Annotated in this window: 20 protein-coding genes and 1 tRNA gene; all 21 read left to right on the top strand. The window is 39.7% G+C overall.

Going from position 1 to position 22,521, the window contains the following annotated elements:
• Positions 1 to 19 precede the first annotated feature (19 nt).
• The 21 genes from BUA96_RS16645 to BUA96_RS16745 all read left to right on the top strand — a co-directional run bounded on the left by BUA96_RS16645 (position 20) and on the right by BUA96_RS16745 (position 22,443).
• Positions 20 to 92, top strand: a tRNA-Met gene (locus BUA96_RS16645).
• 267 nt (positions 93 to 359) lie between these two features.
• On the top strand, positions 360 to 779 hold the full coding sequence (locus tag BUA96_RS16650; protein WP_072985097.1) for an HYC_CC_PP family protein: 420 nt from the start codon (positions 360 to 362) through the stop codon (positions 777 to 779).
• 142 nt (positions 780 to 921) lie between these two features.
• Complete coding sequence (locus BUA96_RS16655) at positions 922 to 4,707, top strand: efflux RND transporter permease subunit (protein WP_072985099.1); 3,786 nt, start codon at positions 922 to 924, stop codon at positions 4,705 to 4,707.
• Entirely contained in the window at positions 4,704 to 5,921 is a 1,218-nt protein-coding gene (locus BUA96_RS16660) for a TolC family protein (RefSeq protein WP_072985100.1), read from the top strand. Before BUA96_RS16655 ends, BUA96_RS16660 begins: the two co-directional genes overlap by 4 nt.
• Before the next feature lie 2 nt (positions 5,922 to 5,923).
• Entirely contained in the window at positions 5,924 to 6,490 is a 567-nt protein-coding gene (locus BUA96_RS16665; protein WP_072985102.1) for a helix-turn-helix domain-containing protein, read from the top strand.
• 74 nt (positions 6,491 to 6,564) lie between these two features.
• Entirely contained in the window at positions 6,565 to 8,937 is a 2,373-nt protein-coding gene (locus BUA96_RS16670; RefSeq protein ID WP_072985104.1) for a multicopper oxidase domain-containing protein, read from the top strand.
• 36 nt (positions 8,938 to 8,973) lie between these two features.
• Complete coding sequence (locus BUA96_RS16675; protein ID WP_233430666.1) at positions 8,974 to 9,498, top strand: DUF3347 domain-containing protein; 525 nt, start codon at positions 8,974 to 8,976, stop codon at positions 9,496 to 9,498.
• Positions 9,499 to 9,515: 17 nt separating this feature from the next.
• On the top strand, positions 9,516 to 10,133 hold the full coding sequence (locus BUA96_RS16680) for a DUF3347 domain-containing protein (protein ID WP_072985108.1): 618 nt from the start codon (positions 9,516 to 9,518) through the stop codon (positions 10,131 to 10,133).
• Positions 10,134 to 10,586: a heme-binding domain-containing protein gene (locus tag BUA96_RS16685; protein ID WP_072985110.1), complete on the top strand. Its 453-nt coding sequence runs from the start codon at positions 10,134 to 10,136 to the stop codon at positions 10,584 to 10,586.
• Positions 10,587 to 10,606: 20 nt separating this feature from the next.
• The gene (locus BUA96_RS16690; protein ID WP_072985112.1) at positions 10,607 to 11,161 is read left to right on the top strand and encodes a DUF3347 domain-containing protein; all 555 of its coding nucleotides are present in this window, start codon (positions 10,607 to 10,609) and stop codon (positions 11,159 to 11,161) included.
• The gene (locus BUA96_RS16695; protein WP_072985114.1) at positions 11,162 to 11,617 is read left to right on the top strand and encodes a heme-binding domain-containing protein; all 456 of its coding nucleotides are present in this window, start codon (positions 11,162 to 11,164) and stop codon (positions 11,615 to 11,617) included.
• A 565-nt stretch (positions 11,618 to 12,182) separates the two neighbouring features.
• Positions 12,183 to 12,830: a DUF2231 domain-containing protein gene (locus BUA96_RS16700; protein WP_072985115.1), complete on the top strand. Its 648-nt coding sequence runs from the start codon at positions 12,183 to 12,185 to the stop codon at positions 12,828 to 12,830.
• A 9-nt stretch (positions 12,831 to 12,839) separates the two neighbouring features.
• The gene (locus tag BUA96_RS16705; protein ID WP_072985117.1) at positions 12,840 to 14,339 is read left to right on the top strand and encodes an FMN-binding glutamate synthase family protein; all 1,500 of its coding nucleotides are present in this window, start codon (positions 12,840 to 12,842) and stop codon (positions 14,337 to 14,339) included.
• Between the two features lie 2 nt (positions 14,340 to 14,341).
• Complete coding sequence (locus BUA96_RS16710) at positions 14,342 to 14,890, top strand: ion channel (RefSeq protein WP_072985119.1); 549 nt, start codon at positions 14,342 to 14,344, stop codon at positions 14,888 to 14,890.
• Positions 14,891 to 14,907: 17 nt separating this feature from the next.
• Complete coding sequence (locus BUA96_RS16715; protein WP_072985120.1) at positions 14,908 to 15,384, top strand: nuclear transport factor 2 family protein; 477 nt, start codon at positions 14,908 to 14,910, stop codon at positions 15,382 to 15,384.
• A 9-nt stretch (positions 15,385 to 15,393) separates the two neighbouring features.
• Complete coding sequence (locus tag BUA96_RS16720) at positions 15,394 to 16,620, top strand: permease (protein ID WP_072985122.1); 1,227 nt, start codon at positions 15,394 to 15,396, stop codon at positions 16,618 to 16,620.
• Positions 16,621 to 16,631: 11 nt separating this feature from the next.
• The gene (locus BUA96_RS16725) at positions 16,632 to 16,925 is read left to right on the top strand and encodes a hypothetical protein (protein WP_041495861.1); all 294 of its coding nucleotides are present in this window, start codon (positions 16,632 to 16,634) and stop codon (positions 16,923 to 16,925) included.
• A gap of 1 nt (position 16,926) precedes the next feature.
• Positions 16,927 to 19,449: a heavy metal translocating P-type ATPase gene (locus BUA96_RS16730; RefSeq protein WP_072985124.1), complete on the top strand. Its 2,523-nt coding sequence runs from the start codon at positions 16,927 to 16,929 to the stop codon at positions 19,447 to 19,449.
• Positions 19,449 to 20,159 (top strand): PepSY domain-containing protein, encoded by a 711-nt coding sequence (locus BUA96_RS16735; protein ID WP_034260690.1) that lies wholly within the window; start codon positions 19,449 to 19,451, stop codon positions 20,157 to 20,159. Before BUA96_RS16730 ends, BUA96_RS16735 begins: the two co-directional genes overlap by 1 nt.
• A 21-nt stretch (positions 20,160 to 20,180) precedes the next feature.
• Entirely contained in the window at positions 20,181 to 20,669 is a 489-nt protein-coding gene (locus BUA96_RS16740) for a DUF305 domain-containing protein (protein WP_072985126.1), read from the top strand.
• Positions 20,670 to 20,700: 31 nt separating this feature from the next.
• Entirely contained in the window at positions 20,701 to 22,443 is a 1,743-nt protein-coding gene (locus BUA96_RS16745) for an efflux RND transporter periplasmic adaptor subunit (protein WP_072985128.1), read from the top strand.
• Positions 22,444 to 22,521 lie beyond the last annotated feature (78 nt).

Here is a 22,521-nt window from a genome sequence, read left to right on the forward strand (position 1 = left end):
TATATTTGCCGTCCAATATCGCGGGATAGAGCAGTAGGTAGCTCGTCGGGCTCATAACCCGAAGGTCACTGGTTCGAGTCCAGTTCCCGCTACTAAGCAGAGTAAGGCTTTCGAGAAATCGGAAGCCTATTTTTATGCATTGGGTACAACATAGGTACAACATTTTACAGTTTTCCAGTCCCTAATTCATAATGATACTATACGGTATCAAATGAATATAAAGAACATTTTTTATGCCTTATTTCCATAGCATTTATAGCTTCTAATAAAGAATAAAAGCGTTTTCTTGCCCTACATTAGCAAAACAAATAAATGTTAATCTTAATAATAATTGTTAAATTTTTGTAATTTTACAATAAATGAAACAAACTATCCACAAATCAATGGCAATGGTAATGGCTGTTGTGGTTCTACTGACCACAATGTCATTTACTGTGGATATGCACTATTGTGGGGATACGTTAGTAGATTTTTCATTCATCCAAGATGTTCAGACTTGCGGAATGGAAAAAGCTGAACCTGCTAAGAGTTGTTCTAACTCAATGATTTCTAAAAAATCTTGTTGCTCAGATGAACAATTAATTATTGAAGGTCAGGACGATTTAAAACAGGATTTTATACAACTTACGTTTGAGCAACAAATATTCGTTGCCTCTTTTGCTTACTCATATATTAGTCTCTTTGAAAGAACTGAATCTAAAGAGATTTCTTTCTCAGATCACTCGTCCCCATTCATTAGGCGGGACTTGCAGGTATTGCACCAGACATTCTTAATTTGATTTATTAAACAGCACCAGTAGCAGTCTAATTGCAACTGGAAAAGCCCAGCGATACATTCGTTTTGGGCCCGTTTTGTTGTTTCTCATTTGTACTGTGAGCAAACCAAAGCATATTTCTATAACTGTTTAATAATCATATCGTATGCTAAATAAGAGCATAAAATTTCTCATAGAAAACAAACTTGTTGCCGTTATACTACTCGCCCTATTCGTAGGTTGGGGCATTGTCAATGCACCCTTCAATTGGGAAACAAGCATTTTACCAACTGATCCTGTAGCGGTTGATGCCATTCCAGACATCGGCGAAAACCAGCAAATCGTTTTCACAAAGTGGCAAGGGCGTTCACCGCAGGATATCGAAGACCAGATTACCTATCCACTTACAACTTCATTGTTGGGAATTCCTGGGGTCAAGACCATCCGAAGCTCTTCAATGTTCGGTTTTTCAAGTATCTATATCATTTTTGAAGAAGATGTAGAATTCTATTGGTCACGTAGCCGTATTCTCGAAAAACTCAATTCCCTTCCCGCAAACTTATTGCCCGATGGTGTAAACCCTGCATTGGGTCCGGATGCTACGGGATTAGGTCAAATTTTTTGGTACACGCTGGAAGGTCGTGATAAAGATGGCAACGTAACTGGCGGTTGGGATCTACAGGAATTACGAAGCATACAGGATTACTACGTAAAATATGGTCTGTCTTCGGCAAGCGGTGTTTCTGAAGTAGCATCAATCGGTGGTTACGTCCAGGAATACCAAGTGGATGTTGACCCTGAAAAAATGCGACAATACAACATCGGCTTGACCGATATTGTAAAAGCTGTCAAGGAAAGTAATCAAGACATCGGTGCGCAGACTTTGGAAATTAATCAAGCTGAATATTTGGTTCGTGGTCTGGGATACGTGAAATCGGTTTCAGATATCGAAAATGCGGTGGTCACTTCTGAAAATTTCACTTCTATCCGAATCAAGGACATCGCAAATGTTCATTTAGGACCACAAACGCGACGTGGTATTTTGGACAAAGAAGGTGCCGAAGTGGTAGGCGGTGTGGTGGTAGCTCGCTATGGCGCAAACCCATTGGAAGTCATCAATAATGTAAAAGATCAAATAGCCGAATTATCATCTGGACTACCCACAAAAACCTTGGCAGATGGTCGTACTTCACAAGTGACTATCGTTCCCTTTTATGACCGCACGCAACTTATACAGGAAACACTTCACACGCTCAATGAAGCCCTTACACTTGAAATCCTGATAACCATTTTGGTCATCATCGTAATGGTGTTTAACCTACGTGCATCCATTCTAATCTCTGGTCTGTTGCCTGTTGCCGTTTTAATGGTTTTCATAACAATGAAACTCTTTAATGTAGATGCCAATATTGTTGCCTTGTCAGGAATTGCCATTGCTATCGGTACGATGGTGGACGTGGGCGTCATACTCGCCGAAAATATGATTAGGCATCTGGAAGATGAAAAATTACGCTTTCGCGAAAGCGGAATAGAATACACTACAAATGAAATCATCTACAACGCCACTGCGGAAGTTTCTGGTGCAATTTTAACCGCTGTGCTCACAACGATTATCAGTTTCCTACCTGTGTTTACGATGATAGGTGCTGAAGGAAAATTATTTCGACCACTCGCATTTACAAAAACAATGGCACTTTCTGCATCGCTTGTAATCGCGCTATTTTTAATACCGCCATTTGCCGCGTTCCTTTTCAGAAAAACAAACATTCGCCAGCGATCTAAACTGTTTTTGAATGGTCTTTTAATCGCACTCGGTATCACAGCACTTGTATTTGGTTACTGGCTCGGGTTGATTTTGATAGCTTTTGGATGTAGTGGTTTATTCTTTTCGCTTAAAGCGAAAAAGGAATACAACCATACCATTGCTGGCTACAGGCTCAACATCAATCAAAATGTAGTAAATATCATCATTTCCTGTATTGCTATCGTCGTGCTGTTAGCCGAATACTGGCGACCACTTGGTTTTGACCGCAGCATTCTAATGAATTTGATTTTTGTAGCAATTATCTGCTTTGGACTGCTTGGTGTGTTTACTGTTTTCCGAAGATACTATGACAGCATTTTGCGCTGGGCGCTTCAAAACCGGTACCTGTTTCTACTAATTCCAACCACGGTGTTGATTTTAGGCGTGGTCATAATGCGTAACACAGGTAAGGAATTTATGCCTGCACTTAATGAAGGTTCATTTCTTTTGATGCCCACATCCTTACCGCACGCAGGTGTCGAAGAAAACAAGCGTGTACTGCAACAGCTTGATATGGCTGTGGCGAGCATACCAGAGATTGAAACCGTGGTGGGGAAAGCGGGTAGAACAGAATCTGCTCTTGACCCTGCGCCACTCTCGATGTATGAAAATGTCATTCAGTACAAGTCTGAATATATGCGAAATGAAAATGGCGAGAGACAACGCTACCGTGTAAACGATGATGGCCTATTTGTTCTGAAAGGTGACAAGTTCATTATCAACCCAAATAATGAAATCGATGATGATGCAAACTATGAAGCGTCACAACTCAAAACAAGTGCAACACGCAATGATTTGATTGAAGATAGCGATGGGGAATATTATCGAAACTGGCGCCCCGAAATAAGCAGTCCTGATGACATTTGGAATGAAATCGTAAAAGTGACCAAATTCCCAGGCGTGACTTCTGCGCCCAAGCTGCAACCCATTGAGACGCGACTCGTGATGCTACAAACAGGTATGCGAGCACCTATGGGAATTAAGGTCAAAGGGCCAGATTTAAAAACCATAGAAAACTTTGGATTGCAATTGGAAGACATCCTAAAACAAGCCGAAGGTGTTAAAGAACAAGCCGTTTTTGCAGACCGCATCGTGGGTAAACCCTATTTGCTAATTGACATTAAACGAGACCAGTTGGCACGCTATGGGATTTCAATAATGGATGTTCAGGAAGTGCTTCAAGTAGCTGTGGGCGGTATGCCACTTACCCAAACAGTAGAAGGCCGTGAGCGCTATGGTGTGCGTGTACGCTATCCACGTGAGCTGCGTGCAAATCCAGAAGACTTAAAAAGTATCTATGTGCCTGTGTCAACTGGAAGTCCGGTTCCTTTGGGCGAACTGGTCGATATTCGTTACGAGCAAGGCCCACAGGTCATTAAAAGTGAAGACACCTTCTTGATTGGGTATGTGCTGTTTGATAAGCTCGATGGCTTTGCTGAAGTCGATGTGGTGGAAAATGCACAAGCGCTCATTCAACAGAAAATCGATAATGGCGATTTGGTCGTGCCACAAGGAATCAGTTACCGATTTACAGGAACATACGAAAATCAATTGCGAGCAGAAAAAACGTTATCGGTAGTTGTGCCACTTTGCTTGCTGGTCATTTTCTTGATTTTGTATTTCCAGTTCAGGTCGGTTTCTACGTCGCTAATGGTTTTTACTGCCATCGCTGTAGCCTTTGCAGGTGGTTTTATAATGATATGGTTATACGGTCAGGATTGGTTTTTCAATTTCAGCTTTTTTGGCGAGAACCTACGGGACTTGTTCAATATGAAAACCATCAATTTAAGTGTGGCCGTGTGGGTCGGTTTTATTGCCCTTTTCGGTATTGCGACAGATGATGGTGTTGTAATGGCAACCTATTTAGACCAATCATTTAAAAGCAACGAACCAGACAGTAAAAAAGGCATACGTCTCGCCACATTAGAAGCCGCAGGAAAACGCATACGTCCTTGCTTGATGACCACTGTGACCACAGTTTTGGCATTGTTGCCAGTACTCACATCTACAGGAAAAGGAAGCGACATTATGATACCGATGGCCATCCCCATTTTTGGCGGAATGATAATCGACGTCACATCCTATTTCCTCTTACCAGTATTATATAGCTGGAAAAAAGAATACCAACTTAAAAGAGCAAACAAATGAAAAATATAAAAATCATAATCTGTCTTTTGTTTGTTTCCGCTTTCGCGAAAGCGCAACAATTACAATCCTATATTGATGAAGCAGAAAATAATAATCCAGAGATTCAGGCTTTTGAATTGCGCTACAATATTGCCGAAGAAAAGGTCAATGAAGCAAACTGGTTACCCAATACTGAAGTAAGCGCAGGCTATTTTGTAAGTGAGCCAGAAACAAGGGTGGGCGCACAACGAGCACGGATAGGCGTAAAACAGATGTTGCCTTGGTTTGGCACCATTAGCGCACGTGAAAATTATGCGACTTCTATGGCCGAAGCTGAATACGTGGAAATCACAATCGCCAAACGGAAATTGGCGCTTTCAGTAGCGCAATCCTATTACAGATTGTATGAAACAAGAGCAAAGCAAAAGGTGCTTGACGAGAACATTCAACTATTAAAAACTTATGAGCGTCTTGCCCTGACTTCGGTAGAAGTAGGCAAGGCATCTGCGGTAGATGTATTGCGGTTGCAGATTCGTCAAAATGAATTACAGCAGCAAAAAGAGGTGTTGGAAGAAGAATTCAATTCAGAACAAACAACCTTTAATAATCTTCTCAATCGGGATGAAAATAGCACGGTTGAAATAGTTGCAACAATGGAAATTCCAGAGGATGACCCCACATACGGAACAGACGCACTATCGCTCAATCCTGAACTGCTCAAATACGATAAATTGTACGAATCCATAGCACAATCAGAATTGCTCAATCAGCGTGAGAGCCTACCTATGATTGGTTTTGGTGTTGACTACCTGCCAGTTACAGAACGTAGCGATGTCAATTTTAGCGACAACGGTAAGGATGTGTTGATGCCAATGGTTTCGGTTTCCATACCCATTTTTAACAATAGGTACAAGTCCATTTCAAGGCAAAATGAGTTGCGCCAACAGGAAATTGAGACGCAGAAATCACAACGATTGAATGTTTTGGAATCCGCTTTCGCGAAAGCGATATCTCAACGCAACCAAGCCCGAATTAAATTTAATACCCAGACTATGAATTTGAAACAAGCCAAAGATGCCGAGCAAATTCTAATCAAGAATTATGAAACGGGAACGATAGATTTCAACGATGTGCTCGATATACAGGAACTGCAATTAAAATTTCAGATGAATCAAATAGAATCGGTTCAAATGTATTACGTGCAACAATCCATAATCAATTATTTAATTCAATAGCAATGGTAAAAGATTTTTACATAAAAAATATGGTGTGCGACCGTTGCATCAAGGTCTTAAGAGATGAATTGCATAAGGCAAAGATTAGTCTGTTGGATATTGAGTTGGGAAGACTTCGATTGGATATGAATGAAAAAGAACAATTGAGCATACTTACCGAAATTTTAAAAAGAAATGGATTTGCACTCATCGCTTCTACAGAGGATAAATTGACCGAGCAAGTAAAAATTGAATTGATAAAGTTATTGAAAGTAATACCGCTTGAAATTGATGGGAAACTATCAGATTTTCTTGCGGATAAATTACAAAAGGACTATTCCAAAATCAGCAAGGTGTTTTCTATAATCGAGGGCATCACTATTGAAAAATATTTTATCAAACTGAAGATAGAAAAAGTCAAGGAACTTATCCAAACACCTGATTATAATTTCACAGAAATAAGCCAATTGCTCGATTACAGCAATGTCAATCATCTAAGCAAACAATTTAAAAGTGAGACAGGGATGAGCCTAAGCGATTATAAGGATGGTCATAAAAATTTTAGAAATCCTTTAGACAAGATTATATAGATATGAACCAGAATTATAACACAACAAACTGAATATCAATAATATTTTTGTTAAACAATAACAATAAGAAAACTATGAAAATGCTAAGAATTATTACATTACTGCTATTTTCTTCAACAGTATTTGCCCAAGTGGGAACTAACGGACAAGACAGAAAAGAAGAAGGAAGACCTGTTAAAGAGTACAACCTTACCATTGAAGAAAATGAAATGACACTCGCAGGTGTAACCGCTAAAGGAATGACTATCAATGGTAGTATTCCTGGACCGGTTTTGGAATTTAACGAAGGCGACCTTGCCATCATTAATGTAACCAATAAAATGGATGAAGAAACCTCAGTACACTGGCACGGGTTGATACTTCCCAACTTTTATGATGGCGTACCGTATTTAACAACACCGCCAATAAAGCCCGGTACAACATTTCAATATAGAATTCCTATTAATCAATCAGGAACCTATTGGTACCATTCCCATACGATGCTACAGGAGCAAAGCGGTGTTTATGGTTCAATAGTCATTCAACCTAAAGAAAAAACATTGGATTATGACAAAGATTTGGTAGTTGTTCTATCTGATTGGACCAACGAGGACCCAATGAATGTATTGCGAAACCTTAAAAGGGGGAATGAGTGGTATCAAGTTAAAAAAGGAACAGCAGTTCCATTAAGTAGAGTCATCAAAGAAGGTGCCTTGGGAGCACAATTTAAGTTCTGGCGCGATAGAATGGAAGGTGCTGATATAGCAGACATTTATTATCCCGCATTCTTGAGCAATGGTAAATCACTTGCCGAATATCCAGAATTTAAACCAGGAGAAAAAGTACGTCTTCGCTTTATCAATGCCTCGGCTTCTACTTACTACTGGGTAGATTTCGGTGGTGGTAATCCATTGTTAGTTGCAAGTGACGGTGTTGATGTGCAGCCCGTTTCTAAAAGTAGATTTCTCTTTGGTATAGCTGAGACGTATGATGTTATCGTTACTATTCCCGAAGGTACTTTAGAGGTTACCGCTACGGCTCAAGATGGCTCTGGTCATACTTCTATACAATTAGGTAATGGCACTCTCTATCCAGCCAAAAGAATTGATAGACCTGATAAGGTAGCGATGATGAAGCAAATGGCCAAAATGGATATGAAAATGGGTGCACCTGCAATGGTAGGAAACAAAAAAAAGAATACACCTGAAGTTTTAATGCAGAAGTATGGAATGAAGATGAATATGAAGGACGGCGAGATGAAAATGGGGATGAACGATAAGATGTCGATGAAAGATGGTAAAATGAATGACCAGATGGATATGAAGATGGATGATGCAATGGGAATGAAAATGGATTCAATGGCAATGAATCACAAAGGAGATTCAGATAAAATGAAAGACCATATGCAGCACGATATGTCAAAGATGCAGAAGGATTCTTCCTCATTTGATTACGAAACTCGTAAAACCTATTTTAATTATGATTTTTTAAAAGCAAAAGAGAATACTACTTATAAAGATGATTTGCCAGTAAACGACATCCTGTTGAACCTAACCGGCAATATGCAACGCTATGTTTGGAGTTTGAACGGTGTGCCATTATCAGAAACCGACAAAATTAATATAAAAGGAGGTGAAGTAACCAGAATTACACTTAATAACCTCACGATGATGCACCATCCAATGCACTTGCACGGCCATTACTTTAGGGTCATCAACGAAAATGGTGAACGTTCCCCATTAAAGCATACGGTAAACGTACCGCCAATGCAGAAAGTGGTCATAGAATTCTATAACGAAGAATATGGAGATTGGTTCTTTCATTGCCACGTACTATACCATATGATGGGTGGTATGGCGCGTGTGTTTAGTTACGATACCCCAAGGGACGAAAGAATGAAAGATTATCCAGTTCAAAAGCTTATCAATGAGACAGACCATTACTATTCTTGGGGATTGTTGCGTGCAGGCTCAAATTTTAACGAACTCTTTTTGATGTCAAGCAATATCAGAAATGGATTTGGTTTAAGGGCAGAGTTCGACTATGACAAGAACCTTGAGGCCGAAGTGAACTATGATAGATATCTAAATGATTGGTTGCGTCTCTATGTAGGGGTAAATACAGAAACAGAAATACCTAATTCCTTCGATGAGTTCAATACTGTAGGATTGGTCGGTGTAAAGTACTTTACGCCATATAGATTTTATGTAGATGTGAGTATGGACCATCAACTGCGCCCAAGAATTCGTCTGGACAGGGAAATCTTGATTTTTCCAAGAATTTTTCTGGAAGGCGAATATGAATATAGGGCAGACTTTGGATGGGTAAATGATATAGGGAATAGCTCTTATGAGAGTGAAACCCAATGGTTGGTTGGACTTTCCTACATCCTATCAAGAAATTTTTCAATACAAGCAAACTATAACAACCGATATGGCTGGGGTGGCGGCTTATTAGCCCGTTTTTAATGTTTAATCAAATACTATATACAAATGAAAACACTAATGAAAACAACAATCGCAGCTTTTGCACTTATAGCGTTTATAGGCTGCAAGGAAAAACAAACTGTAGAGATTAACACACCTGAAGAGGTAAAGACCGCAAAAGAAAACACTGCAGATGTGGCAGACCAAGGCTTTATAGACGGGATGACTGGGAAGGTGTGGCACAATTACCTTGAAATCAAGATGGCGCTGGCAAAAAGCGATGAGAGCCAAGCAAAATCCATTAGCAAGGATATGGCCGCATCATTTGGTGAAGAACGAATGGAGATGAAACAGCTCGCACATCAAATGGCAGATGCTCAAGATATAGAAGAGGTAAGGGAACTTTTTGCACAGTTCACGGAAAAGGCGGGGCCTATGTTTGAAGATGCCTTATCTGAAGGAACCATATACAAAAAATACTGCCCAATGGCATTTAACAATGAAGGAGCCTATTGGTATGCAGCGGTAAAAGAAATTACCAATCCCTATTTCGGAGAGAAAATGCTGAAGTGCGGGTCGGTCAAGAAAACCATTAATAAATAACCCTTAAATATATAATTATGAAAATGATGAAACAAAATGTAATGATTGCCGGACTGGCATTAGTTCTATTAAGTGCTACTGCCTGCAAAGACGGAAACAAAAACGAACCCGCAGCGCCTATGAGCAATGAGATGCATCAAGAATCGATGGATGATATGATGGATGATAAACCAATGAATGAAGATGATGAAATGGCAATGAACAATGGTCAAGACGCAAAAGCAGAAGCTATTTTGACCGACTATTTTAAACTTAAGGACGCTTTGGTGGCTGATGATAATGCCAAAGCCAAAGAACTTGGGGCAAGCCTCGCAACAACCTTAGGAAAGCTCGATATTTCAGAATACACCGATACGCAGCAATCAGATTTAAAGGACATCGTTGAGGATGCGGTAGAACACGCAGAGCACATTTCAGAAAGCGATATAGCACACCAGCGAGAGCACTTTAAAGTATTGAGCAAGGATGTAACAGATATGGTTGCTATTACGGGAACAGAAAACACCGTGTACCAACAGTTTTGCCCAATGTATGATGGCGGTAGCGCTTGGTTGAGCACGAGCAAGGACGTGAAGAATCCGTATTATGGTAGTAAAATGTTAACCTGCGGTAAAGTCCAGAAAGAAATCAACTAAATGAAGATTGTAAAAATCATAGCGGGAATTTTTTTGGTGGCGCTTGTGCTCATTCAGTTTATTCCAGTGGACTATAACCAAAACGATACCGTGCCCCAAACAGATTTTATGGTGGTGCATAAGGTTCCGGAGGCTATTCAGAAAAAGATACAGGTTTCCTGCTATGATTGTCACAGTAACAACACCCAATATCCTTGGTATAATCGAGTTCAACCAGTTGCTTGGTTTTTGGAAGACCACATTAAAGAAGGTAAGGCAGAGCTCAATTTCAACGAATGGGATTCATTGTCAAGTCGCAGAAAGACAAGTAAATTAAGGTCTATCATCAAGCAAATTGAAAGTGGTGAGATGCCCTTGGATTCATACACCTTAATTCATAGAGACGCCAAGTTCTCGAAAGAAGAAACGGAAGAAATCATCAATTGGGTAACACAATTAAAAGACAGTTTATAAATAACCTAAAAATTAGAATTATGAAAAAGATAAAAATGAGTATAGCAGCAATGCTATTGTTAACGGTTTCTTTTGCTTATGCACAGGAAAAAGATAAAATGGACCACAGCAATATGAAAATGGACCATAGTAAAATGATGGATACCAAGACTGATGCAAAGGCAGAAGTGATTTTAAATGACTATTTCAACCTAAAAGATGCCTTGGTGGCTGATGATACCAAAAAAGCGGCACAATTAGGCACTACATTAGTGGCTTCCTTAAAAGCATTTGACAGCAGTCACTATACAAAAGAACAACAAAGCGAGCTGGCAGATATTATAGAAGATGCCACCGAACACGCCGAGCATATTGCCGAAAGCGCCATAGACCACCAACGCGAACATTTTAAAACGTTAAGCAAGGATATCACGGATATGGTGGCCATTACTGGAACAAAAAATACACTGTACCAACAATTTTGCCCAATGTACGATGGTGGTACAGCTTGGTTGAGTACAAAAGAGGAAGTGCGTAATCCCTATTATGGTAGCCAGATGTTAAAATGCGGTAAAGTACAACGAGAAATAAACTAATTGAAAGTTTTAAAAATCATAGCGTGGATAGCATTAATTGCTTTTGTGGTCATTCAGTTCTTTCCGATGGATTATAACCAGAGTGAGACTTTACCGCAAACGGATTTTATGCTTGTCAATAAAGTACCTGCAACGGTCGAGAAATCGTTGCAGGTTTCCTGCTATGATTGCCATAGCAACTATACAAAGTACCCTTGGTACAATAAGGTACAACCCGTTGCTTGGTTTTTGGAAGACCACATTAAAGAAGGAAAAGCAGAATTGAATTTCAATGAATGGGACACCTATTCAGACAGAAGAAAGAACAGTAAACTGCGCTCTATCATTAAGCAGATAGAAAATGGCCAGATGCCCTTGGATAGCTACACGCTTATTCATAGGGATGCCATTTTATCAAAAGAGGAAAAGGAAGCAGTATTGAATTATATGAAAACTTTAAAAGATGATTTAGAGTAAAGTCCTGATACGGGAAGGGAATTTTTTCATTGATGGTTGGTTAGTTAGAACCCCTTCCTATCTCAGGCAAATATTAAGTCCTAATAAGAGAGAAGGCTCATATTTATGATTAGTTACATAACGCCTTTTCTCTTAATTAGGCACAATAAATTTATTGAAAAAGAAAAGTTGATTTGGTTAATAGTAGCCCGAATATGGAAGAGACGATGCATCAATTAGTGATGATGAAGCTCTTCCCTTTCGGGGCAAAATAGAGGATTATTGAAAAAGAGAAGTTTAGTGAAGATTACTTGATTTTGGGAGGTGAGCATTTCAGATTGGTTTATTGGTTAATACCAGTTGGTCTCTCATTTTCAAGTATAGCCTAATAATTTCAGTTCCATAATTTCAAGCTGAAAAATAAATAAAGTTGATGAAGGATTGCTGCAATACAAATAATGGCAAAGCGCAAAATAAAAGTCCCTTAAAGAAGTGGACTAACTATATAGTGTATACTATTATTGCTGTCATAGTTATAGGAGCATTGGTGTTGCAATTATCAGGTAAAAATTAATAACCGTAACAAATGAAAACAATAAAAATCTTTTCAATTATTTTGGTCATTGCCTTTTCAGGCAGTTTCACCAATGTTTTTGCCCTAAATGAAAAACGAAACGATTCAGATAAAATTGAATTATCGACTAACATAACATCAATTGCACAATCGGATGACGTAAAAGCAGATTTTGATGCGTTTCCCAACCTGCATCCTATGGTGGTACATTTTCCTATCGTACTGCTCATTATTGCAGTTCTCTTGCAGCTCATACAGCTTTGTACATTGAATCGAACAATGGATTGGGTTATCCTTTTAATGGTAGGGGCAGGGTTTATAGGCGCATATGTAGCCAGCACTTTGGTGCATCCGCACACTGCAGAATTGACCGAAATAGCCCAAAGAATATTAGACCAACACGATAAATATGCGGAATGGACACTGTGGTCCAGCGCTCTTGCTGCGATTTTAAAAATAGTAAGTCTGTTCTGGGTCAAATTAAAGCGCGGTTTCGAAATAGCGGTTTTTTTGGTTATGGCATTTTCGGCATATTCGGTTTCTGAAGCGGGACATTATGGTTCGCAGCTGGTATATATAGAAGGAGTTGGTCCACAAGGAAAATATATCGAGATTGAAAATGAAGAAAGCCAAGGCGAAAGTAACGAACATTCACATTAAACAATACCAATGAGAAGAGGATTTATTGTTACGAGCATCATCTTGATTTTGGCATTAGCTGCCATAATCATTCTATACCCACTTTTGTGGTGGTTGGCTTTGATACTACTTCCAATCCTCGTTTTGGGTCTAATAGATTATTTTCAAAAATCCAACAATATAAGACGTACCTATCCTTTGCTGGGAAGAATTACCAATCTATTGGAAAAACAACGTCACGTCGTTCAAGAAACGGTTTTATTGAATAGAACAGAGGGAAAACCTTTCAATTGGATACAGAAAGAAATTGTTTATAAACGTGCCGAGGACGCGGTCAAAAACCAACCCTTTGGAACGCAGATTCCCTATGACGAAGTTGGTCGCGAATGGTTTACCCATTCCACGTATCCTGCAAAGGAAATCAAAGATGATTTTAGGGTTACCATAGGGAGTTCAAAATGCTCAAAACCCTATTCAGCGAGTATTCTAAATCTGGCAGGGATGAGCTATGGTTCCATAAGCAAAAATGCGACCCTTGCCTTTAATGGCGGTGCAAAAATCGCAGGCTTTGCCCAAAATACTGGCGAAGGTGGATTTACGCCCTATCATCAGGAATATGGAGCCGATGTTATTTTTCAGTTTGGTACTGGATATTTTGGATGTAGAACAGAAGAAGGGGATTTCGACCCTAAAAAATTTGCTGAAATCGCATCCAATGAGGTGGTCAAAATGATTGAGATAAAAGTCTCACAAGGTGCAAAACCCGGTTTTGGGGCCATTCTTCCTGCCAAAAAAAATACCGAGGAAATCGCAAAGTACAGGGACGTAGAAAAAGGAACCGAAATTCTATCGCCACCACATCACGCCGCATTTAGCAATGATTCGGAAATGATTGCCTTTATACAAGAATTACGAAAACTTTCTGGAGGAAAGCCCATAGGGATTAAAATGTGCATCGGGCAGAAAGACGAATTCGAACGAATGGTTCGCACTTTTGCTGAAAAGAAAAACTATCCAGATTTTATAGCCATAGACGGTGCAGAGGGTGGTTCCGGTGCTGCACATATGGAATCGCTACATTGGGCCGGGCTTCCCATAATCGAAGCGATACATTTTGCAAACGGCATCCTTAAAAAGTATGGATTGCGCGATGAAATAAAGGTAATGGCGGCAGGAAAAATAATATCGGCTTTTGATATCTATAGAATGTTGGCACTCGGCGCAGATACTTGTTATAGCGCAAGAGGGATGATGTTTGCCTTGGGCTGCGTACAATCCTTAAAATGCAATCTGGATACCTGCCCTACGGGAATCACCACAATGGAACCTTCAAGGGTCGCATCATTGGTAGTAGAAGATAAAAAGACCAAAGTAGCCAACTACCATAAAAACACCATTGAAGCTTTTAAGGAGCTGCTAAAATCAATGGGGATTGAAAATAGAAGAAGTATCGACAAAAAGTATATAATAAGAAGAATAAATGAGAACGATACAAAGACGTATGATGAGATTTTTATAGATAACAAATAAGAATGGATAAAGAAAAAGACATAGAAACCACAAGGGCGTTTTATGGGCAGCTTTTCAACAGCTCAAGGTATGTTCTATTGGTGCTGCTTATTGCTTCAGTAATCGAACTGTTTGCTCTACCAACTTTGGAAGGGTCTTATGCTATAATTATCCTTCTGGCCCTAACATTACTAAAGATAGGATTCATTATAGCCTTGTCCTTTAACCAACTAATGAAGATAATTGGTCAAAGCCATCTATTGAGCCACGTACTGGTTTTGTTCGGATACCTGATTGTGTTGATAGTTTTCTCGTTTGCAATAGATTACACAGCGTTGCAGTTTGTGGATGCTATTCATTTTAAAATGAACAACAGTATTGGCAATGATGGACTGTCGGTATTTTTTGATTTATCCTATTTCAGTTTGATAACATTCTCATCAGTAGGATATGGTGATATAGTGCCCATTTCCCTACCTGCAAAAACCTTGGTGGTACTTGAAGTGGCACTGCGGTTTTTCGTCCTTGTCTTTGGTATAGCAAATGTGAATAGAATTCGGGTAAATAAATAACCCTTAAAACTTAAAGAATGAAAACAATAAAATTAACTACGGTGGTAATGTTGCTCATAATAGCGACAAGCCCACTATTTGGACAAGATGCAAACACGGAAAAAGAAGCAGTGCTTACAGTAATGAAAACCTATAAGGGTGCCCTACAAAACCTTACGACCGATGGAACTTTCGAATTATTTACCGAGAATTCCGAGGTTTTTGAATCGGGAGGTGTCGAGGGTACGTACAGCCACTATATAGAGCATCATTTAGGACCGGAATTAGGTCATTTTGAAAAATTTGAATTTACAGATTATGAAATCAATGTAAAGGTAGATGTGCCCTACGCCTTTACTACCGAAACGTATATATATACAATTGTCCTTAATCCGGACGATAAGGGAAATAACCGGACTATAAAGAAAAAAGGGGTAGCAACGTCAATCCTTGAAAAAATAGATGGAAAATGGAAGATTACAAAAATGCATTCGTCTTCCAGAAACGTGAAATAAATTGAATATATGACTGATTTCCTAAAACAATGGGGCGAAGCCGCCTATACGACTACCGGATTTTTCTGGATGGCGCTTTGGGCATTCATTTTGGGTTATATCATCAGTAGTATGATACAGATTTTCGTGACCGAAAAGAAGATGCAAAAAACAATGGGCGAAAACGAAGGCAAAAGTGTGCTTTTGGGCACGTTTTTCGGCTTTATAAGTAGCTCGTGCAGTTTTTCTGCTTTGGCAGGTACAAAATCCATTTTTAAGAAAGGGGCAAGTTTTGTGTCTTCCATTGCCTTTCTGTTGGCATCGACCAATCTCGTCATAGAATTGGGGATTATCATTTCCATCTTTTTGGGTTGGCAGTTCGTGGTGGGCGAATATGTAGGTGGTATTCTCTTGATTGGTATTTCGTGGATTCTGATACGACTCATCAATCCTAAAAAACTCATCGAAAAAGCCCGTAAGAATCTCGAAAATGAAGATGATGATGAGATGGACGGTTCCAAAGATTGGAAGAAACAAATCAAGAACGAAGACAGTTGGGCGCGTGTTGCCAAAAAATATAAGATGGAATGGCAAATGGTCTGGAAGGATGTAACCGTAGGTTTTACCGTTGCGGGTATTACAGCGGCTTTTGTGCCAGATTCGTTCTTTCAGACCTTATTTATCAATAGCGGTCAAGGCAATACAGATTTTACTTTTCTCGAAATTCTGGAACATATCGTGGTCGGTCCAGTTGCCGCATTTTTGACTTTTATCGGTTCAATGGGTAACATTCCGTTAGCAGCGTTACTATTCGGAAAAGGCGTGAGTTTTGCTGGCGTAATGGCCTTTATTTTTAGCGATTTGGTGGTTTTTCCAGTACTGAGAATCAATGCAAAGTATTATGGTTGGAAAATGTCATTGTTTATCACGTTTTTATTGTTTACAGCATTAATTGGTACGGCATTGGCACTTCATTATGGATTTGATTTATTGAATATGCTACCAGATTCATCACAAGTGAAGATTCAGGATAGCGAATTTTTCAAGATTGATTATACCTTTTTCTTGAACGTTGCTTTTCTCATCATTTCGGCCTATCTCGTTTATCTGGGTTTTTTCAAGAAAAAAGATGTAGAACATTCAATGAGCGAGATGGCACCCAAAAGCCCTTTACTCGAAAAGATTTTAAAATATGCAGCCTTCATCTGTTATATATGGCTCGCTGGAGGACTGATTGTAAAATTTTTAGTGAACTAAAATTAGTGGCTATGAAAACATTCGATACCCTTTCCCAAACAATGACCCACTTGCAAGAGCAAGGTTATACTTATGATTTTAATTTATGTTCGGGACACATTGAATGTAATGCGCTAAAGCTAAAATTACATCCAGAGGATTTCGATGTAGATGAGATGCATCGTTATGAAGGAATGAGCAGTACCGATGACAACAGCGTTCTCTACGCTATTTCATCAAAAAATGGAATTAAAGGATTATTGGTCGATGCCTATGGCGTCTATGCAGAGAATATTTCTGAAGCAATGCGAAAAAAATTAAGATAAAATGAAACATACCTATCACATACACGGAATGACCTGCAAAGGTTGCCAGAATCACGTCGAAAAAACCCTTTCCAATATAGAGGGAGTAACCAGTGCATCGGTCAATTTGGAAAAAGCAGAAGCCACCATCGAAATGGAATCTCACATTCCTATCGAGACTTTTCAAAAGGTATTAAATGATGACGGCGATACGTATTCTATCCACAAACCGGGCGAGCATCATCATAAAGATGATTCCGCTTCCGCGAAAGCGAAAAAACCACAACCCAAAGGCAAAGGAACAGGAACCTTCTACTGTCCAATGCATTGCGAAGGAGATAAAACCTACGACAAGCCAGGCGACTGTCCTGTCTGCGGAATGGATTTAGTCGAGGAACAAAATTTAACCGCCACCACTTCCGAGCAATGGACCTGCCCTATGCACCCTGAAGTTGTTAAAGACGGACCTGGAGACTGCCCTATTTGTGGGATGGACCTGGTGCCGATGGAACCAGACCTATCGGCAGAAGAAAAGACCTATAAAAAATTGCTCAAAAAGTTCTGGATAGCAGTCTCTTTTACATTGCCTATATTTTTCATAGCAATGTCAGAAATGCTGTCAAACAATCCCTTGGAAAGTATTCTCGAAATAAAATACTGGAACTGGATTCAGTTTGTGCTTTCCCTTCCCGTTGTTTTCTATGCCACGTGGATGTTTTTTGAACGTGCGTATCGCAGTATCGTCACCTGGAATCTAAATATGTTTACGCTCATTGGGATAGGTACCGGAGTGGCTTGGGTTTTTAGTGTTTTCGGGATGCTGTTTCCGCAGCTTTTCCCCCAAGACTTTTTAACCGAATCAGGAACTGTATTTGTTTATTTTGAGGCGACCACAGTTATTTTAACGCTGGTGCTACTCGGACAGGTACTTGAGGCCCGTGCGCACAGTAAGACCAATTCTGCGGTCAAGGAACTCTTAAAACTTGCGCCCAATAAAGCTATTAAGGTAGTCGATGGAAATGAAGAAGAAGTTTCCATCGACCAGATAGAGAAAGGAGATATACTACGAGTAAAACCAGGAGATAAAATTCCTGTTGATGGCAAAATTACCGAAGGAGAAACTACTGTAGATGAATCGATGATTTCGGGAGAGCCCATTCCAGTTAATAAATCTGTAGATGACAAAGTAAGTAGCGGTACCATAAACGGCAACCAGTCGTTCTTGATGGAGGCCGAAAAAGTAGGTAGCGACACATTACTTTCCCAAATCATCAAAATGGTAAATGATGCCAGTCGCAGTCGTGCCCCTATCCAGAAATTGGCCGATACGGTTTCAGGCTATTTTGTGCCAATAGTCATATTTATTGCGGTCATAACCTTTATCGTTTGGGCAATCTGGGGTCCGGAACCCGCTTATGTCTATGGGTTTGTGAATGCCATTGCCGTATTGATTATCGCCTGTCCGTGTGCATTAGGATTGGCAACACCGATGTCCGTTATGGTGGGTGTTGGTAAAGGCGCTCAGAATGGCGTACTTATCAAGAATGCCGAAGCCCTTGAAAAAATGGACAAGGTAGATACCCTTATTGTTGATAAGACCGGAACAATTACCGAGGGAAAACCCACGGTGGAGAAGGTAGGTTCTTTTGATGATAAACAATTTAGCGAAAGCGAAATTCTACATTTTATTGCATCTCTAAACAGTTCCAGCGAGCATCCATTGGCCGAAGCTACTGTGAAATACGGAAAGCAGCAGAATGTTGAACTATCAAAAACCGAAAATTTCAGCGCAATAACGGGAAAAGGCGTAGAAGGTACTGTTGATGGCAAGAAGCTCGATTTAGGAAACGATAGGATGATGGAATATGCCAAGGCTACTATTTCATCTGCTATGGAAGATGAAGCACAATCCTTTCAAAAACAAGGGAAAACCGTTTCGTATTTAGCTATTGATGGTAAGGTTTCAGGCTATGTCGTGATAGGCGACAAAATCAAGAAAACAAGCGCTAAGGCCATCAAGGAATTACAGGACAAGGGGATTGCCGTGATAATGCTCACGGGCGATAACCACGATACAGCACAGGCCGTAGCATCAGAGCTAAACCTTGCTGACTTTAAAGCCAGTATGTTACCTGAAAATAAGTTGCAGGAAGTTGAAAAATTGCAGAATGAAGGGAAGGTGGTCGCAATGGCAGGTGATGGCATCAATGATGCACCAGCACTGGCAAAAAGTAATGTGGGAATCGCTATGGGGACAGGTACAGATGTAGCCATAGAAAGTGCGATGATAACCTTGGTAAAAGGTGATTTGCACGGTATCGTAAAAGCTAAAAATTTAAGCCATATGGTTATGCGAAATATCAAGGAGAATCTCTTTTTCGCTTTCATCTATAATACCTTAGGTGTGCCCATTGCGGCTGGAGTCCTATTTCCGTTTTTCGGTTTGTTATTATCACCTATGATTGCAGCTTTGGCAATGAGTTTTAGTTCCGTATCGGTTATTACAAATGCCTTACGATTACGTACCAAAAAAATCGATAGCTAATGGTCAATAGAAAAACAGCAAAATGGATTCGAAAAGCCCACCGCTACTTGGGTATCTTCCTGGGTATTCAGTTCCTGATGTGGACGATTAGCGGGATGTATTTTAGCTGGACGGATATTGACGAGATACACGGCGACCATTTCAAAAAAGAGATTCCTGAACAAACTGCATTTTCAGGTTTGGTGGGAAGTTCTCAACTAAATATTCAGGAACCGATTAAGTCATTAGAATTACTTGAAATAGCGGATGCGCCCTATTATTGGATTAATGAGACTGTGCTTTATAATGCACTTACAGGAACAAAGAAAGACGAGCTCACAGAACAAGAAGCAATCAAAGTGTCAGAACGCTATATGTTGGCAGATTTAGAATTTGACCAAATACGAAGAATTGAATCTGTTGGCGACCACCACGAGTACCGCGGACGACCATTACCTGCTTATGAGATTTCATATAAAACCGATGAAAATCTAAAAGCCTACGTGGCGATTGAGAATGGCGCTTTCCAAACCGTACGTCATCGCGATTGGCGCTGGTTCGATTTTTTATGGATGACCCACACAATGGATTATCAGGGAAGGGATAACTTCAACACTATTGTTTTAAGAGCTTTTTCACTGTTAGGCTTGATAACAGTATTGAGTGGCTTTATCCTTTGGTATATTTCATCACCAACTCTTAGAAAATTAATTAAAAACAATCGTAAATAAGTAACATTAAAATCAACTATTATGGAAAATTCAATGGAAAACAAAAAGAAAAATCAATACACAAAATTTGTAGGAATGCTCGCTACATCCTTCGTGGCTATGTACATCACAATGTACCTAAACACTTATGAGTGGGACCACGTATGGTTTAGCCTAACCCGCTTTTATATGGTCTGTTTAGGGATTGCAGCGATGGCCATTATTATGTTTGTTGCAATGCGCGGGATGTACAAAAACAAGAAAAAGAATATCGCAATTGTTTTAGGAAGTATAGTATTGTTTGTAAGTGCTTTGACCTTGGTGCGTGAACAAAAATCAACTGTGGGCGATGTGCTCTGGATGAAAGCAATGATACCGCACCATTCAATAGCAATTTTAACAAGTAAAAGAGCAGATATCAAAGACCCTGAAGCTAAAAAATTGGCAGAAGAAATTATTGAGGCACAATTACGGGAAATCGCACAGATGAAAAAAATAATTTACAGATTAGAAAACGAAAAAGAGGAATAGTACGAGTACTAATTTCTATAAAATTATTATTATGAAAAAGAACATTAATTATATAAGTATTGCAGTTATCGCAGGCTTATTGGCAGGATATCTCATATTCGGAAATTCAGGAACAGAACAAAATGCTGTTAAGGATTTATCCGATATGTCAGATACCCACGACCATTCCGGCGAGTCGGAAAACCAAATGTGGACCTGCTCAATGCATCCACAAATTATGCAACCCGAACCTGGCGACTGCCCTATATGTGGAATGGACTTGATACCTGCTGAATCTGGTGCAGATGGTCTTGCAATGAATGAGATTAAAATGACAGAGAACGCAATGGCGCTGGCCAACATTCAAACTACTATTGTGGGTAATGGCTCTATGTCAGAAGATGATGGAATGATTTCGCTTTCGGGCAAAATCGATACCAACGAAGAAAACAATGCCGTACAAGCAAGCTATTTTGATGGGCGTATCGAACGTTTGAATGTCAATTATGAAGGCCAAAAAGTAAATCTTGGTCAAACATTGGCCACCATTTATGCACCAAATTTGGTCGCTGCACAGCAAGAATTGCTCACAACAGCTTCACTAAAAGAATCGCAGCCTGAACTGTATAAAGCAGTGCGCAACAAATTGAAAAATTGGAAGCTTTCCGATAACCAGATTGATGCCATAGAATCCTCTGGAAACGTGCGCGATAATTTCCCTGTATATGCCACCGTTTCAGGAACGGTTTCAGAAGTGATGGCACGTGAAGGGGACTATGTAAAACAAGGTCAGCCCATTTTGAAGGTAAGCAATTTGAATTCGGTTTGGGCAGAATTTGATGCCTATGAAAATCAAATTTCAGATTTAAAAGTAGGTCAGAAAATAAAGGTAGTAACCAATGCCTACGCCAATAAAGAATTTGACGCCACTGTTTCGTTTATTGACCCCATACTCAACAATGCGACGAGAACGGTTACCGTTAGAGCAACACTTAAAAATACAGATGACCTCTTTAAACCAGGAATGTTTGTAACGGGTAAACTCAAAGGGGAAATGATGATGACCAACGAAGTTATAACAGTTCCTGCAAGTGCCGTAATGTGGACAGGCGAACGCTCATTGGTCTATATAAAAACCAATCCCAACGAACCCGTTTTTGAAATGCGTGAAGTAACCATCGGAAACCGAAATGGCGAAAATTATGCTGTAACAGAGGGCTTACAAAATGGCGATGAGATTGTGACCAACGGAACCTTTACAGTAGATGCAGCAGCACAGCTACAAGGCAAAAATTCAATGATGAATCAAGAAAAGAAAGAGGATGCTATGATGCCAATGTCTGAAATGAATATGGAATTTTCAGAGAATTTTCAGAAGCAATTTAAAAAGGCGCTCAAGCCTTATTTACAGATGAAAGATGCTTTGGTAGCGAGCGATGCAAATCAGGTTTCCGCTTTCGCGAAAGCGACATCAACAGCCTTAAAATCCGCAGATATTAAAAGCCTCGGTAGTATGGAACAATCACATATCAAGAAAAGCATCGAAATGCTCGATGCCATCGCGGAAAATGACATTCTGGAAAATCAACGTGACCATTTCGTGATATTAAATGAAAATATGGTGCCCATTGCGATGAGTGTAAATGGAACCGATGCGATGCTATACGTTCAGAAATGCCCAATGGCAAATAATAATAAAGGCGCGGTCTGGCTAAGTGCTGAAAAGGACATACGCAACCCCTATTATGGCGATGCGATGCTCACGTGTGGTAGTGTGATTGAGGAAATTAAGTAGTTTTATTCCTTTAGTATTTTAAGAAGCTAAATACCGAAAACCTTTAAGATACTTTTCAATTTTTTTATAACCCCTTTC

Origin of the sequence: Leeuwenhoekiella palythoae, from assembly GCF_900130045.1 — a bacterium.
Lineage (GTDB): Bacteria > Bacteroidota > Bacteroidia > Flavobacteriales > Flavobacteriaceae > Leeuwenhoekiella > Leeuwenhoekiella palythoae.